Below are 16,018 nucleotides of genomic sequence, written 5' to 3'. Positions count from 1 at the left end.
ATTCAAGTATGGATCGCTTTTTTATGTCTGAAAACTCTCTTAAAAATACTCTCTACGTCACTATTTTCGGTACTCATACCCGGGCGGGAAAAGCCTTTGATATCACCCTTATCATTGCAATCATCTGCTCTCTCCTCGTTTTGGTACTGGATTCCATCCCTTCTGTCAGTGCGCAATGGTCTAAAGAGCTTAAGTTTCTGGAGTACACATTTACTGGCTTGTTCACTATTGAGTACATACTTAGGCTTTATTGCTCACCCAAGCCGATTGCCTATGCGAAGAGCTTCTACGGCATTGTCGACTTACTTGCGATCTTACCGACCTACTTAGTCCTGTTCTTCCCTTCTGCTTCTTTTATGGGTGTCATTCGAGCCATCCGAGTAATGCGGATCTTCCGGATTCTAAAGTTGGTCCGCTATCTACAAGAGTCCAATATTTTGTTGCGTTCTCTTTTAATGGCGAAAAGAAAGATTTTTATTTTTTTTACATCTGTAGCCATCATGGTCACCATCTTTGGTTCCTTGATCTTTGTAATAGAAGGCCCAGAGAACGGATTTACCAGCATCCCTATCAGTATTTATTGGGCCATAGTGACAATTACGACTGTGGGTTATGGCGATCTCGCCCCGCAAACTGGCTTAGGTAAAGCAATAGCCTCGCTTACTATGCTGATGGGTTACTCGATCTTAGCCGTTCCAACAGGTATTTTTGCTGCTGAGCTACATCAGGAGATGCAATCACACAAAGTTCTGGTTAAGTGTCCAAACTGTTCTCAAAACGGTCATGACTCAGATGCCATGTATTGTAAGCATTGCGGTAGCCAACTGGCCGATCCTGAAAAACGTGTCGTCCCCGGAGAGGCATAATCATTTGAATTTTTTTATAAAAAAAGCGCCAGTTTTGGCGCTTTTTGGGAAAGGTTTATAGGTCTATTTTTCTGCCAGAATAATACGCAGTGTACGGCGTAACGGTTCTGCAGCACCCCAAAGCAGCTGGTCACCTACAGTGAAAGCGTTTAGGAAATCATCACCCATCGCCATTTTGCGTAAACGACCAACTGGCACTGACATAGTACCTGTCACTTTCGCTGGCGTGAGTTCTTGCGCTGTGATGTCACGATCGTTTGGAATCACTTTCACCCAATCATTGTGAGTGGCAATGATTTCTTCAATTTCATCCATAGGCACATTCTGCTTAAGCTTAATGGTCAGTGCTTGTGAGTGACAACGCATCGCACCAATTCGTACACATGTCCCATCGATTGGCACTGGCGCACCAGAAGTACCTAAAATCTTGTTTGCTTCAACGGCTGCTTTCCACTCTTCCTTACTCTGACCGTTGTCACGCTTCACATCAATCCAAGGGATCAGAGAGCCTGCTAGTGGCACGCCAAATTTGTCAGTCGGGAATGAAGAGCTACGCATTGTGTCAGCAACTTTTTTGTCGATATCCAGAATTGAGCTCGCTGGATTTGCGAGTTCTGAACTTACCGAGTCGTTAATGACGCCCATTTGCGAAATAAGCTCTCGCATGTTCTGCGCACCCGCACCTGATGCAGCTTGGTACGTCATCGCACTTGCCCATTCAACAAGGCCTTTTTCAAACAGTCCACCAAGACCCATTAGCATCAAGCTCACGGTACAGTTACCACCCACAAACGTGTTAGTTCCGCTGTGGATGCCTTGCTGGATTTGCGCCAAGTTAACTGGATCGAGTGTAATAATTGAATTTTCAGCCATACGCAGTGTTGAAGCGGCATCAATCCAATAGCCTTTCCAACCGGCTTTACGAAGTTCAGGGTAAACTTTTTCAGTGTAGCTACCACCTTGACAGGTGATCACAGCGTCTAGCTGCTTTAAGCTGTCGATGTCGTATGCATCTTGTAGATTTCCGGCGTCTTTACCAAAATTTGGCGCAGGAATGCCTATTTGCGAAGTACTGTAAAAGACTGGCTCAATAACATCGAAATCTCGCTCTTCTACCATACGTTGCATCAGCACAGAACCAACCATGCCGCGCCAGCCAACTAAACCTACTCTCATCATCAACTCTCCATGTAAATCTTAAAAAAACGAAGTAATCCATATTTCAATTTTCGGGACAAAATCTCAAGAGATATTTACAAAAAAATACGAACTTTTGACTTTATTCATCGCATGATTAGTTAACCACTGATTTTGTGCACAATTTAACCAACCTCTGCCTTTAAGAACAAAGCCAAGAAAACATCAAACAAAATACTAATTTATGCAGCACACTTTGTTTACATTACAGAACACTCCCACCCATTAAATTTAACTAAAAATAAAACTTTTAACTAAAACAATACGACAAAACAGATCAAAAACGCACAAATAGCACATAAACTCGAAATATTAATCTAAGTCATGTAAGGTTCCCCCCTTCCTTAAAGGCGTTAACACTTCGATGGCTCTCATTCATGGCAGCTATTGGTTCATAATTCTTATAAGAGGCTCTGTATGACGCAACTTACCACTCGTCTACCAAGCTTGATGCAGGTTATTGTTGCCCTTGGCCTATTCTTGCTGATGGCATTTTCATTCACAGCAAAATTAGATCTTCCAATCCAGCTCGCACTTTACATCGGCTGGTTCATCATTATGGTACTCGGTGTTCGCTTAGGCCACCAATATAAAGACTTAGAAAAAGCAGCGCTTAAAGGCATTTCAAACGGCCTTGGCGCAGTACTTATCTTGCTCGCCGTCGGCGCATTAGTGGGTACTTGGATCTCTGGTGGTATCGTACCAACGATCATCTACTACGGCTTAAATGCTATCCATCCTTCTATTTTCCTTTTAGCCACCATGATCATTTGTTCTTTAACGGCGTTGGCTACTGGTACTTCTTGGGGTGCGGCAGGTACAGCAGGTATTGCAATGATGGGCATCGGTCAAGGTTTGGGCGTTCCCGCGCCTATTACAGCAGGTGCAGTACTGTCTGGTTGCTACTTTGGTGACAAAATGTCCCCGTTGTCCGACTCTGTTATTTTGGCTTCATCGATGTCAAACGTAGAAGTAATGGAACACATTAAGGGTATGTTACCGATCGCACTGATCAGCTACATCATTACAGGCATCATGTTCACTGCATTTGGTTTTCACTATGCTGGCAATGTAGACATGTCCCAGGTGCAGTCGGTGATTAACGCGATGGAGCAACAGTTTTACATCACCCCATACTCATTTGTTCCTGTCATCATCGTTCTTGGTCTATTAGCGATGCGCATGCCGTCATTCCCGGTGATCAGCTTTGGCTCTCTACTTGGTATTATTTGGGCAGTTATGATCCAAGACGTAGATTTCTTACAAGCATTCAATACCGCGTGGGCTCCATACCAAATCGAATCAGGTGTCGCCTTTATCGACTCAATCTTGAACCGTGGTGGTATGTCGTCAATGCTGGGTTCTGTCGCCGTGATCGTCTTTGGTTTGGGTTTTGGTGGATTACTGGATAAAGTCGGCGTACTTGAAACTGTTGCTAAATTATTTGAGCGTCGCGTTCAAAGCTCAGGATCTCTGGCAACCAGCACGATTGGAACAGCATTCTTAGGTAACGTATTTGGTTCGGCGATGTACGTTTCGCTTATCCTTACACCAAAGATTTGTGCGAAAAACTACGACCGCTTGGGCTATAAGCGTAAAAACCTATCTCGAAATGCAGAGTTTGGTGGCACATTGACATCGGGCATGGTGCCGTGGAGTGACAACGGCATTTATATGGCGAGCATTCTTGGTGTCGCAACGCTTTCTTACGCGCCATTCATGTGGCTAAGCTTTGTTTGTATCATTGTTACGATTATCACCTCATACATGGGATGGTTTGTCGATAAATGTGAACCAACCGCTAGTGCAAGCGTAGAAGAACAAACCGAGCTGACTAAGCAAGTCGCTTAATTCAACTCTATAGCTACAAATCCCTATCTACAAAAAGAGCGCTAAATTAGCGCTCTTTTTGTATCTGAGATAATCAAACTAACCAGTATAAAAGGAGCAGAATGCTAAACCGAAGCAATCCGCCCTTTTTATTCTTTACTATCGATTACGAGTCAGTTGATCTCGCAAGTTTGGCGGCGTGCCTTTAATGGTCAATGTATCTGTTTCTGGGTCATAGAAAATACGCTCGCCAAGTAGCATGCTGTCGAAGTTAATACTTACCCCGCCACCAGCACCAACATATTTAGTCAGTTTACGTACTGCAGTTCTGTCTCCAGGGAAGCTTTCTTCAAGCTCATAACCTTGCTCTTGCGTGTAATCGAGGAAGCTGGTTCCATCTTGAGATGAAGGAAGCTCACCAGATAGCTCTTTCACATATACTTCGTCACCAGATTTAATCTGCTCACTGCAATAATCTGCTACCTGCTTTTTGTAACTGAGCACTTCATCTTTTTCTAATTTGGAATCCGCACAGAAATCTTCAACCGCTTGCATCAGCACTTGGTTTTGTTGCTTGGTGTCTAAGCCTACTTCTGCTTGCAAAAAGTCCAGGAAAAAGTCTGCCACTTTGCGGCCCACTCGCCCTTTAATGTAAGCAAGGTAACGATTGGACTCTTTGTCTGTTTCGTAGCTTGTTAGATCAATCCTTGCGGCGATATCCATCTTGCTAATATCAAGATAATCCGTCGCACTAATATCTAAACCTTCTGTCACTTTCAGGCTTTGGTTTGAAGGAATGATTGCCACAAAAAGATAGTTCGTCGCTAAAGATTGGTATTCAGCAAACACCAAGATACCTTCATCGGCAAAAGGATATTTAGACAATTCTTCTTTCAGGCGGTTGGCGCTGCTTTGAGAAAAATCGTAGAAGCTTTTCTCACCTTTACGTAAATCTTGCAACCAATGCTGGAATTCGCTGTCCGACTTAAATGAGCCGAACCCTTTACCCGCTTTTGAGTTGAACACGCGGTGCAGCTCAGCAACAAGATTTTCGGTAGAACCATCGTTAGCCAAAGACTCGCTTCTGAAGTTCACAATCAGTTCATCTGAATCGTTTTTTTGCAGTTGGTGAAGGATAACGTTTGAAAGTTGAATGCTCATGATGAAATTTATCGCTGCATAGGTTTCAGTTGCATGGCATTGTAGGTTATCATAAGTCGCTTTACTATCAACATTAGAACACTTTTATGCCAATTACTTCCAAATACAGCGACGACAAAGTTGAACAGATCTTAACTGAGATTGCAGCAGTGCTTGATAAACACTCAGCGGGTCCAGAACTTTCACTGATGATTGCAGGAAATATCGCTACCAATGTCTTAAATCAGGATGTTGCACCTTCACAACGTAAGGTAATTGCAGAAAAATTTGCACAAGCACTTGTTTCTTCTATTGAAGACAAATCTCATTAATAGCAATAAAAACATAGAATACATACATGGTAGATAGCGGAAACACATACGGCGAACGTGTATCACGTTTAGTAGGTTGGGGGCATTGGTTTGCCTTTTTCAACATTGTTGCAGCGATGTTGATAGGGACCCGCTATATCTCTCAGTCTCCTTGGCCAGAAACACTACTAGGACAAACTTATTTAGTTTTCTCTTGGGTTGGTCATTTTGGTTTCTTAGTCTTCGCTCTCTATCTATTAGTGCTATTCCCACTCACGTTTTTGATACCCTCTCGAAAACTGTTTCGACTCATTACCGTCTGTTTCGCCACACTCGGACTCACCTTGTTGCTCGTTGATACTCAAGCGTATCAAACCATCAACCTCCACTTAAACCCTGTGGTGTGGGAAGTTCTCTTCACCGACGACGATTCTCGAGTAAGTTCTGAATTGCAGTACTTATTCGTCGTTATGCCGCTGATTTTTCTGCTGCAGCTGGGGTTGTCGGAGTGGGTTTGGCGCAAGCAGCGTAAACTGTCACATAAGCACATAGGTCGACCTCTGGCCATTCTGTTTTTTGCGAGTTTTATTTCTAGCCACCTAATTTATGTTTGGGCGGACGCGTATTTCTATAATCCGATCACGGCACAACGAGCTAACTTCCCTCTTTCTTATCCTATGACAGCTAAGTCGTTTATGGAGAAACATGGCTTACTTGATAAAGAAGAGTACAAGAAGCGTTTAGAGAAAGATCAGGAAGAGAACACTGAACTCGTCCGCTACCCGTTAGAAGAATTAAAATTTAGTCGCAGAGCAAACCCTCTCAACGTTCTTGTTGTGAGCGTCAATAATTTGAGAGCTGACGCATTGAACGCAGAGTGGATGCCGTCAACTTATGCGTTTGCAAAAGATAATTTAAATTTCACCAATCATTACAGCTCAAGTAATGATGTATATGGTGTATTCGGCTTATTTTATGGTCTACCTAGCGCATATGCACCTAGCATTAAAACGCAAGGTGATAAACCAGTTCTCATCGACACATTAAGCGATAAAAATTACAGCTTCGGCCTGTTTAGCGGCGACAATTTTGACGATCCAATTTTTGGCGAATCAATTTTCCGCGGAATGAGGTTTAATGGCACGGCGTTTGTTTCAGGCCAATCTTCTGACCTTCAAACGATTTCTGCTTGGTCTGATTGGGTCAAGGAACATAATGAGTCGAGTTGGTTCAGCTTCATTGAGTTAACTACACTAGATAATTTTAGTGCCTACGAAAGCAGTACTCATCAGCAAACGAACGAAGAAAGATTAAAATCGGGCTATAAAGAGTCTGTGCAGCTTGCGGATACAAAGCTATCTGCTCTCTTTGCCGAAATAGAGTCGTTGGAGCTGAGCGAATCCACTATTGTTGTGATCACCTCGAATCATGGCACTGAGTTTAATGAAACCAAGACTAATTCTTGGGGTTCAAACACCAACTACAGCCGCTACCAGCTTCAAGTACCTATGGTAATTCATTGGCCAGGTAAAATGGCATCAGAGTATACACACCGTACTAGCCACTTAGATATGTCGGTCACCCTGCTTCAAGATTTGCTTGGTGTCTCCTCCAATCCAAATGACTTTAGTAGTGGTCGTAACCTATTTGATGAACGTGCTAGAAAGTGGATTCTTGCCGGAGATACGAAAGAGCTTGCTCTTATCACGCCCAAAACCACAACCGTGATCGATAAGTTTGGTAATTACAAACTATACAATAGTGACTATGTTCGCCTAAAGGATGAGAATCCAACTCTTCCTGTTCTGATGCAAGGCTTAACTGAACTGCAACGATTTTATACAAAAGGGAACTAAATCAAGCTCTTAGTGATTGACGATTTAGCCAATTACAGATAAGTTATTGCCATCGGACTGTAGCGCAGCTTGGTAGCGCACCGTCATGGGGTGTCGGGGGTCGGAGGTTCAAATCCTCTCAGTCCGACCATACACCTAGAAAAGAGAGCTTCGGCTCTCTTTTTTCATTTTTCAAACTCAAATAGTGATATTTTCACTTCGAGTTGATGTGAAAATATTCACTCATTCTTATTTTTTACATCAAACGCTTACAAAACCAGCAAACAGTAATGCTAGGGGTTTACAAGTTTTCTGAACCCCTATATTATGCGCTTCAACAACGGAGAGATGGCTGAGTGGTTGAAAGCACCGGTCTTGAAAACCGGCATACGTTAATAGCGTATCTAGGGTTCAAATCCCTATCTCTCCGCCACATTCGAAAAGCCTGCTGAGAAATCAGCAGGCTTTTTTCGTTTATCCCCCACGACTTACCTTCATCGCCAATAAGATTAATTTTGATCCTACCGAGAGATTTCCTATCAGACGGTTGAACATCTGCTGTTCGAGGTCTAAAAATGGGGATTGCACAAATGGAAGGGATAATCGATGAGCGAACAACTAGACACCACGCCAACTTTTGACGCCATTGCTTTTCGTCAACAACTGCACCGCTTTCCGGAGTTATCTGGTGACGAAGTGAACACCGCGCAGGTAATAGCGACTCAGCTCACCTCTTTTGGCTTAAAACCGATAATCGGTGTTGGCGGGCATGGTCTGTTTTGTGTTATCGACAGTGGCAAGCAAGGGCAAACAACTTTATTTCGCGCCGATTTTGACGCCTTGCCAATCACAGAAAAAGCCACGCACGGCCACGTATCTCAGCACGATGGTATTATGCACGCTTGTGGTCACGACGGTCATACTGCATCATTACTCAAAGTGGCAAAGCAGTTGAGTATCACTCCCCCGGCCCATGGAAAAGTTATCCTACTGTTTCAACCTGCTGAAGAAACTGGCACTGGCGCATCCGCAATGATTAACGACCCACGCCTTACCAAACTCCCTATCGACAATGTGTTTGCTTACCACAACCTGCCCGGTTACCAGCTCAGTCAGATAATTATCAAAGATCAGACGTTTGCCTGTGCATCGGTTGGCGCTATGGTCGGCTTAAAAGGCAAAACCTCCCATGCAGCGCGACCGGAAAACGGAGTGAGCCCAACCAATGCGATGGTAGACCTCATTGGCTTTCTGCAAACCTTACCGGAAAACTATCGGGATGCTTTCTGTTTGGTGACCATTGTTCACGCCAGTCTTGGCGAAGAAGCGTTTGGTATCGCGCCCGGTGAGGCAAAAGTCATGGCGACAATGCGCAGTGATTGTAATCAAGCATTCGGTGATATGAAGGTTAAGCTAGCAGGTAAAGTGGAACAGCTTGCGCTACAGCATGGTTTGGAGGTAGAAATCACTTGGGAAGAGCCATTCAACGCCGCTGTCAATTCCACCAAACATGTCGAGTTAGTGAAAAGCGTGGCACGCCATACCCACCTAGATATACATGAACTTGAAGAGCCGATGCGTTGGTCAGAAGATTTCGCTGAATTCTTAACAAAATGGAATGGCGCGTTATTTTGTATTGGCAGCGGAGAATCACACCCTGAACTTCATAACCCTGATTATGATTTCCCTGATGCCATCTTAGATACCGCTAACTCGGTATTTCTTGGCTTAGTAAACGAATTACATAGATAAACCATCAATTCACTAATCTAAAAGATTCTGATCCTCAAACTCACCTTGGACATACGCGCCTAGGTGAGTCGAGTAATCTTTCTCTTTGATTAGCTGCAGCAGTCGAGATTTCAAATCCACTGGGTAGATCCGCTTGTCATCCAGTGCCGTTAGCTCAACCCACTCTACCTTTTGAATATAATCCTCATCGCTCAAGCCCTTGAGGTTGTTGGTATGTATTTCGCCTTGATACGCCGTCACATGATAGAAGAATTCGGCGTTATAGCGATCTTTTGTTGTTTCTAGGAACTCGCGTACACAGAGCAAATCACCAACTTGCACTGTCAGGCCGGTTTCTTCAAGAAACTCCCTTTTTAAACATGCTTTCGTACTAGTATCCCCCTGCTCCATACCACCACCGGGAGGGATCCAATACTCGCCGCTGAAATCTCTTACTCTCACCAACAAAATGGCGTCATTTTCGATTAAGATCCCTGCTGATCGTATTCTGTGTTCCATCATTGAGTCCTTATTCGCCGTAAATTTCCTTCGCGGCTTCGATTAACTGCATATGGATTGGGACGAGATCTTGGTGCTTAGAGCGATAACCTCCACCTACAACACATGCGATAGGGAGTGCCTTTTGGCGCGCTAAGCCAAACATGAAGCGATCGCGCTGGAGAATCGCTTCGGTGGAGATATTAAAGTACCCCAATTCGTCATCCTGATGAATATCCACACCTGCATCATATAAGATCATATCCGGTTGATGTAAATTCACCGCCATTTCAACCACTGAATAAAACGACTCTAAAAACTCTTCATCTGTTGTTTCTCTCGGTAGAGCAACATCCATATCTGAGTCAGGTTTACGTGCAGGAAAGTTTTTCGCACAATGGAATGAAAGCGTCACAATATCAGACTCATCCGCACATAAGGTAGCTGTCCCATCGCCATGGTGGACGTCGCTATCAACGATAAGAATCTTATCAATTCCATCGTGGCTAAGTGCTCTTTTGGCCGCTAACACTAAATCATTAAATAAACAGAAACCGCTACCAAAATCATAGTGTGCGTGATGGTATCCACCGCTTAGGTGAATCGCGATGCCTTTCTCAATCGCTTGCTCAACCGTATGGCAAGTCCCACCTGATGACGTCAACGTCCTTGTAATTAAAAACTCACTCCAAGGAAATCCAATTCGACGCATTTTAGCCGCAGGAAGGCTTCCGTCGACCAATGCTGCAACATAGTCTTCACAGTGTGTTTGTTTCACTTCATCTAGGGTCACGGCACTTGGCTCTACAAATTGAAAAGTGCGTTGCCAATCCGCGTCTGTACTGCATTTTTCGGCAATATGCTCATGGAGTAGACGGTATTTGTTGATTGGATAGCGGTGACCGTTAGGCAGCATTAGCTCAGAATAAATGGAGTGATAAATTAGTGGAATCATGCGATTAATTTCTCTGTAAAGACCGTTCTATGGTATCAACTTGCTTCCTAGATGCAAAACGCCCCTAAGCAGAATAACTCACCTAACAGCAATCATAACTTGAAATTTGGCACTTCCGGACCAGACTTATTAGGTAATTGCCTCACAAGGAGAACCTATATGGCTGCAGATAGAGATTTAGTGAATTTCAGCGAAGATCACGAACTCAACTACTGCTTAAGAAGTGCAGGAAAACGTCAAACGAAAGAGAATCGAGATGCATTGGTCGATTTGGGTAAACAAGTCAAACAGCAACTCAGTAAACGTGTGCTTACCCAAGATGATGTTCGAAGTGCCATTATGGATAACGACAACCTCTTTGAGTAACTTGTATTAGTACAGATTAAAAAGCGGCATTTTCGATGCCGCTTTTTTCGTCTAGACGCTCTGATTTAGCTCGAACGCTTTAATGGGCGTTTGTTGGTCGTGCCCGACTTTGACTGTGTTCTCTTTTTACGTTTAAACGCTGGCTTTTCCACCTTGGGTAAATAACGCAGTGACTCTGGTACAGGGTCTACCTTAACCTTAGTCATCAACCCATCAATGCGAGTGATCAGCGATTGCATAAAAGGCTGATAGGCTTGATTTCGCTCAGCCATGCCTTGTAGCTGGTGTTCCCAATGCGCCGTCATATCTGGGTAGGTAGAGTCACTCGGTAGCGCATGGATCAAACCTCGCCCCGCAGGTGAACTCAAAATGGTTTTTCCTTGGCGCTTCAATAACTGGCGTTTAAACAAGGTATCCAATATGCCTGCCCGAGTCGCTTCCGTGCCCAAACCGTCTGTTTCTTTAAGGATCTTTTTCAGCTCCTTGTCTTCCACAAAACGTGCAATCCCCGTCATTGCTTGCAATAACGTTGCTTCGGTGAAGTGCTTTGGCGGCTCGGTTTTACGATCATTAATCTCACCTTCGCGGCAAGTGAGTATCGTTCCTTCTGCCAGTGGTGGAACGGCATCGACACCACTGTCTTCATCGTCCACTTTCCCCATCAGCTCTTTCCAACCAGCAGAAACCAGCTGCCTGCCTTTGGCAATAAACGTACCGCCTGCAATATCAAACACTAACTTGGCTTCCGCATAGACAGCCGCAGGATAAAACTGCATTAAGTACTGGCGGGCGATTTGCTGATAGATTTTCATCTCGTTTCCGGAAAGCGCATTCACTGACGCCTTTTTCGGTGTCGGGATGATCGCATGGTGCGCATCGACCTTTTTATCATTCCACGCTTTTGATTTCAGAGACAAATTCGCGCCCTGCACGGCCTGCCCCAACTCTTTGGCATTGTTACCAATGGCGTCACAGACACTCTGAGCCTGAGCGTAATGCTCCAGAGGCAAGTAACGGCTGTCCGAACGTGGGTAGGTGATCAGCTTGTGTTTTTCATACAAAGACTGACAAGTATCCAATACCTGCTGAGCACTCAGACCAAAACGCTTGGCAGCATCAATCTGCAACGCTGACAAGGAGTAAGGTAAAGGCGCGGATTGCTTAGTTTGCTTTTGTTCAGACTCAACCACTTTCGCTGGCTGATTAGCAATTCGGTTGGCGACGTTTTCCACCAGCTTACGATTTAGTACCCGCCCCTCTTCATCCTGCCAAGGCGCGCAGGCATCGCTCGGTTTCCAACGTGCACGAATATCAAACTGCTGAGCACCATCTTGGTACGGGATCAACGCATGTAGAGTGAAGTAGTCTTTAGGCACGAAGTTTTCAATTTCTTCGTCGCGTCGTACCACTAAGCCGAGCACTGGCGTTTGCACTCTACCGACCGACAACACGCCCTGATAGCCCGCTTTTTGCCCCAGCAGAGTATAAGCACGCGACATATTCATACCGTACAGCCAATCAGCTCTTGAACGCGCAAGTGCAGAAACTGAAAGTGGGATAAACTCGCGATTGCTGCGCATCTGCCCCAAAGCTCGTTTTACTGCAGGTAAGTTGAGGTCACTGATTAGCAGGCGTTGAGCCGACTCTTTCTTCGCTTTGCTGACTTTGCAGTAATCGAGTACCTCGTCGACAAGAAGTTGTCCTTCGCGGTCTGGATCTCCAGCATGAACGATTTGGTTGGATTCTTTGAGAAGTTTTCGTACTACGGTGAGCTGTTTACTGGCTGATTTTCGCGGCCGTAGCTGCCATTGTTCGGGAATAATAGGCAAATCCGCCAAATTCCACCTTTTGTATCTCTCATCATAGGCATCTGGCTCAACCTGCTCTAACAAGTGGCCAATACACCAAGTCACCACATCTCCATTTCCGCACCGGATAAATCCTTGGTCTTTCTTTTGGGGATTGGGTAAAGCTGCGGCGATGGCTCTTGCGAGGCTGGGCTTTTCGGCGATAAACAGACGGGACATAAGATACGTTCAGACAGATACAATAAAGGCCACATTATCGAATGTGGCCTTTATAAATCAAGAAAAACTGTAAATTTAAACAGTGGTTTCTAACAAAGATTACTCTTCGTTGCTTGCAGCGCGCGCCGCAGCTTCTTTAATTAATGGCTGAAGTTCACCTTTTTGGAACATCTCGATGATAATGTCACAACCACCAATCAGTTCGCCTTCAACCCAAAGCTGTGGGAATGTTGGCCACTGTGCGTAAGCTGGAAGCTCTGCGCGAATATCTGGGTTTTGTAGAATGTCTACGTATGCGAATTTTTCGCCACAAGCCATAAGTGCTTGAGAAGCTTGAGAAGAGAAACCACAGCTAGGTAGCTTTGGTGAGCCTTTCATGTAAAGAAGGATCGAGTTCTCTTCGATTTGCTGTTTGATTTTGTCGATAGTTTCCATTGCTTCCTCTTTAATGGAGTTACTGCAAATTATCTGGATATTCTAAACCATTGGTGGAGAATAAAAAGCCTATAATGTATGTGGTTTTGTTCGGCAAGTAAATTTCATATAGAAATTGGGGTTCTAATCTTTTAATAAAGTAAAAACTTGCTAAACTATAGCTCAAGTCAGCAGTATGACCATGGTTGGCTATCAAGCAGGCCATGCTAATAAATAACACTGGAAGCAATCGAAAGAGTCTAACTCTTTCTTATTTAATGGAGAATCGAGCAATGGCATTTGAACTACCAGCTCTTCCTTACGCGAAAGACGCACTAGAACCACACATCTCAGCAGAAACACTAGATTTCCACCACGGTAAGCACCACAACACTTACGTTGTTAAGCTAAACGGTCTTATTCCTGGTACTGAGTTTGAAGGTAAAACTCTGGAAGAGATCATCAAAACTTCTACTGGCGGCATCTTCAACAACGCAGCTCAAATCTGGAACCACACGTTCTACTGGCACTGTCTAGCGCCAAACGCAGGCGGTGAACCAACAGGTGCAGTTGCAGACGCAATCAACGCTGCTTTCGGTTCATTCGAAGAATTCAAAGCGAAATTCACAGACGCAGCAATCAACAACTTCGGTTCTTCATGGACTTGGCTAGTGAAGAAGGCTGACGGTTCTCTAGACATCGTTAACACTTCTAACGCGGGCACGCCTCTAACAGAAGAAGGTGTTACTCCACTTCTAACTGTTGACCTATGGGAACACGCGTACTACATCGATTACCGTAACGTTCGTCCAGATTACATGAACGGCTTCTGGGCTCTAGTTAACTGGGAATTCGTAGCAGAAAACCTAGCTAAATAATTCCCTCCCCTTAGGGTTTTCAATTTAGTCGATTAAAAAGTCAGCATTTAGCTGGCTTTTTTCTTTTTGGCCTTTAATCCCACTAAAGTTTCCTCCGTTTGAGTCGCTATAAGAGCATTAAACGAGGGTATATATGCAAGTCCATACTTTAGACAAAGCAGTGATTATTAACGAGCTTCAGTTCGGCAATGGAATTAGCCATGCTGTTCACGAAGGGCGTCGCGCCGATTTTGCGTTAATCCTGTCGATGTTTTCGGATGACGTGCGAGACAATACACCCGTTGAGAAAGTCGAAGAAATAAACACAACCGACCAACTGCTACGCCAAAGATTTGAACTGCAACCACCTCAGCAGCTGCGCTCAGACCAAAGCTCATACGACATATCAGCTCAACAAGCCAAGCTATTTCATGACTCTGGTTTAGCCAGTGCTAAGCTCAGCCATTACCTGAAACCGGAAGTATTGGCGTATTTGCCTGAAGATACCCATGATCTGCCTGAAGAGGTTTACCACAACTTATCTGGGCACCAACGCAGAAAGTTAACAGAAGCTGAGCCAAAATCATTGATGCCTGCAGATTTATACAACCAATTAGTGGCCGCTCAGCGCAGCTTTCAAATATCAGCACAAGCCTGATTTCTTCATTTCACAATCTAATTCACACAACGTGTAGACTATATTTACTATCGATTCAGCAATCGAATCACTTAATGTGAATAACTGCAAAAAAACAACTTTATCATTATTACGTCTTGATTAAGTTTGACCTTATTCACATATATATCGCCGAAGTTCTACCATCATTGTGAAGCAAAAGAGCAATGATTGGTCTTAGGGGATAACCAATGAACATCACTAACTCAGTGGTATTAGTCACATCTGCTGGCTCTCAGCTAGGAAGTACACTAGCATGCCATTTCGTGTCATTAGGGGCAACGGTAGTCCTGTGTGACAAAGAATCTCACCAGCTCACAGATACATTTAAGCTGTGCCGTGAAATTTCTTCAGATGTATACCAGTTCCCGATATTGGATCATTCACTTGAGTCGATTAGCGCGCTGTTCGCTTTTATTGACCAACAGATCCATCGTTCGCCAGACGTATTGATTAATGCGCTCACAGTAGAAGCCATGCCGAACATTTTTGACCATGCTGCCAGCGATGCTTTTACTCAGAATCTTGCCCTCATTGCGGCTAAGTTGTTTACCTACGGCCAAGCCACCGCTGAACGAATGCGCCAAGAAAAGAAACATGGTGTCATTGTGAATGTCATTTCTCACAACAACTATCAAGACATATCAGGATTAGATAATGCGGCTTCCATGGTTACTGGCTTTACACAAAGTTGGGCAAAACAGCTCACACCATTCAATATCCGTGTCGGTGGCGTGGTACCTAATCTCGAACACCACTCTACTCATTGGTCTAAAATTCGTGACGAACTAATCCGAAATACAGAGTATATTGTGGCAAATGACTATTTTAGTGGTAGGGTGATGGCGGCTTAGCTATCTTTTACAGCTTTTTCAGCAAGTTTTCACTCGCATCTTCGATAAGATCTAGAACAAGCTCAAAGCCTCTATCGCCTCCGTAATACGGATCAGGTATTTCGTCGAACCCTTCATCCGAGTGGCTCAAAAACAACTGAATCTTATGCAAATGCTCCTGAGGACATTGCTCCTGTAAATCTCTCAAGTTGTGTTCATCAGCCGCTAAGATAAAGTCAAATTTCTCGAAGTCTGAGTTAGTCACCTGCCGCGCTCGAATACCTTTAAATGAATACCCGCGTTTTTCACCTGCTGATACCGCCCGAGGATCCGGCTTACTCCCTTTATGACAACCAATGGTCCCTGCCGAGTCCACATTCACATCCACACCAAGTTGCAGTGCTTTTTTCCTTAACACCGCCTCCCCTGTAGGCGAACGACAAATGTTACCCATACAAACGACCAATATCTTTGTCATAATT

The 16,018-nt window shown here is 44.3% G+C and carries 16 protein-coding genes and 2 tRNA genes; 11 read left to right on the top strand and 7 right to left on the bottom strand.

Features of this window, described 5'->3' with window-relative positions; translation table 11 throughout:
- The first annotated feature begins 8 nt into the window (after positions 1–8).
- Positions 9–866: an ion transporter gene (locus NP165_RS04205; protein ID WP_257085068.1), complete on the top strand. Its 858-nt coding sequence runs from the start codon at positions 9–11 to the stop codon at positions 864–866.
- Positions 867–929: 63 nt separating this feature from the next.
- Here NP165_RS04205 and asd read toward each other — a convergent pair whose 3' ends face one another.
- Positions 930–2,042: an aspartate-semialdehyde dehydrogenase gene (asd, locus tag NP165_RS04200; protein ID WP_257085536.1), complete on the bottom strand. Its 1,113-nt coding sequence runs from the start codon at positions 2,040–2,042 to the stop codon at positions 930–932.
- Positions 2,043–2,480: 438 nt separating this feature from the next.
- Between asd and nhaC the strand changes: the two genes are divergently transcribed.
- On the top strand, positions 2,481–3,914 hold the full coding sequence (gene nhaC, locus NP165_RS04195) for a Na+/H+ antiporter NhaC (RefSeq protein ID WP_257085067.1): 1,434 nt from the start codon (positions 2,481–2,483) through the stop codon (positions 3,912–3,914).
- Positions 3,915–4,052: 138 nt separating this feature from the next.
- Here the strand turns inward: nhaC and yejK are convergent, their stop codons facing one another.
- The gene (yejK, locus tag NP165_RS04190; RefSeq protein WP_257085066.1) at positions 4,053–5,054 is read right to left on the bottom strand and encodes a nucleoid-associated protein YejK; all 1,002 of its coding nucleotides are present in this window, start codon (positions 5,052–5,054) and stop codon (positions 4,053–4,055) included.
- Between the two features lie 86 nt (positions 5,055–5,140).
- On the opposite strand from yejK, the gene NP165_RS04185 reads away from it, so the two are divergent.
- The 5 genes from NP165_RS04185 (at position 5,141) to NP165_RS04165 (ending at position 8,931) form a co-directional block, all read left to right on the top strand.
- Positions 5,141–5,365: a YejL family protein gene (locus NP165_RS04185; protein ID WP_257085065.1), complete on the top strand. Its 225-nt coding sequence runs from the start codon at positions 5,141–5,143 to the stop codon at positions 5,363–5,365.
- Positions 5,366–5,391: 26 nt separating this feature from the next.
- Positions 5,392–7,200 carry a DUF3413 domain-containing protein gene (locus NP165_RS04180; protein ID WP_257085064.1) on the top strand — a complete coding sequence of 603 codons (1,809 nt, stop codon included), beginning with the start codon at positions 5,392–5,394 and terminating at the stop codon, positions 7,198–7,200.
- 53 nt (positions 7,201–7,253) lie between these two features.
- A tRNA-Pro gene (locus tag NP165_RS04175) sits at positions 7,254–7,330 on the top strand.
- 191 nt (positions 7,331–7,521) lie between these two features.
- A tRNA-Ser gene (locus NP165_RS04170) sits at positions 7,522–7,612 on the top strand.
- A 173-nt stretch (positions 7,613–7,785) separates the two neighbouring features.
- Positions 7,786–8,931 (top strand): amidohydrolase, encoded by a 1,146-nt coding sequence (locus tag NP165_RS04165; RefSeq protein WP_257085063.1) that lies wholly within the window; start codon positions 7,786–7,788, stop codon positions 8,929–8,931.
- 12 nt (positions 8,932–8,943) lie between these two features.
- Here the strand turns inward: NP165_RS04165 and NP165_RS04160 are convergent, their stop codons facing one another.
- Complete coding sequence (locus tag NP165_RS04160) at positions 8,944–9,429, bottom strand: NUDIX domain-containing protein (RefSeq protein WP_257085535.1); 486 nt, start codon at positions 9,427–9,429, stop codon at positions 8,944–8,946.
- 10 nt (positions 9,430–9,439) lie between these two features.
- Positions 9,440–10,363: a histone deacetylase family protein gene (locus NP165_RS04155; RefSeq protein WP_257085062.1), complete on the bottom strand. Its 924-nt coding sequence runs from the start codon at positions 10,361–10,363 to the stop codon at positions 9,440–9,442.
- Between the two features lie 159 nt (positions 10,364–10,522).
- Between NP165_RS04155 and NP165_RS04150 the strand changes: the two genes are divergently transcribed.
- Entirely contained in the window at positions 10,523–10,729 is a 207-nt protein-coding gene (locus NP165_RS04150; RefSeq protein ID WP_257085061.1) for a hypothetical protein, read from the top strand.
- A gap of 65 nt (positions 10,730–10,794) precedes the next feature.
- Here NP165_RS04150 and NP165_RS04145 read toward each other — a convergent pair whose 3' ends face one another.
- Positions 10,795–12,756: a DNA topoisomerase III gene (locus NP165_RS04145; RefSeq protein WP_257085060.1), complete on the bottom strand. Its 1,962-nt coding sequence runs from the start codon at positions 12,754–12,756 to the stop codon at positions 10,795–10,797.
- Positions 12,757–12,855: 99 nt separating this feature from the next.
- Positions 12,856–13,191, bottom strand: a complete 336-nt coding sequence (locus NP165_RS04140; protein WP_257085059.1) for a Grx4 family monothiol glutaredoxin — start codon at positions 13,189–13,191, stop codon at positions 12,856–12,858.
- Positions 13,192–13,463: 272 nt separating this feature from the next.
- Between NP165_RS04140 and sodB the strand changes: the two genes are divergently transcribed.
- The 3 genes from sodB to NP165_RS04125 all read left to right on the top strand — a co-directional run bounded on the left by sodB (position 13,464) and on the right by NP165_RS04125 (position 15,557).
- Positions 13,464–14,048: a superoxide dismutase [Fe] gene (sodB, locus tag NP165_RS04135; protein ID WP_257085058.1), complete on the top strand. Its 585-nt coding sequence runs from the start codon at positions 13,464–13,466 to the stop codon at positions 14,046–14,048.
- Between the two features lie 133 nt (positions 14,049–14,181).
- Positions 14,182–14,685, top strand: coding sequence for a VC2046/SO_2500 family protein (locus NP165_RS04130; RefSeq protein WP_257085056.1), 504 nt, complete (start codon positions 14,182–14,184; stop codon positions 14,683–14,685).
- Between the two features lie 209 nt (positions 14,686–14,894).
- Positions 14,895–15,557: an SDR family oxidoreductase gene (locus tag NP165_RS04125; RefSeq protein ID WP_257085055.1), complete on the top strand. Its 663-nt coding sequence runs from the start codon at positions 14,895–14,897 to the stop codon at positions 15,555–15,557.
- A gap of 7 nt (positions 15,558–15,564) precedes the next feature.
- Here NP165_RS04125 and NP165_RS04120 read toward each other — a convergent pair whose 3' ends face one another.
- On the bottom strand, positions 15,565–16,014 hold the full coding sequence (locus NP165_RS04120) for a low molecular weight protein-tyrosine-phosphatase (protein WP_257085054.1): 450 nt from the start codon (positions 16,012–16,014) through the stop codon (positions 15,565–15,567).
- Positions 16,015–16,018: the final 4 nt, after the last annotated feature.

The sequence above is a fragment of the Vibrio japonicus genome, assembly GCF_024582835.1.
GTDB lineage: Bacteria > Pseudomonadota > Gammaproteobacteria > Enterobacterales > Vibrionaceae > Vibrio > Vibrio japonicus.
Note: the sequence above shows the minus strand (reverse complement) of the source record. Positions and strands in the feature narration are given on the sequence as shown.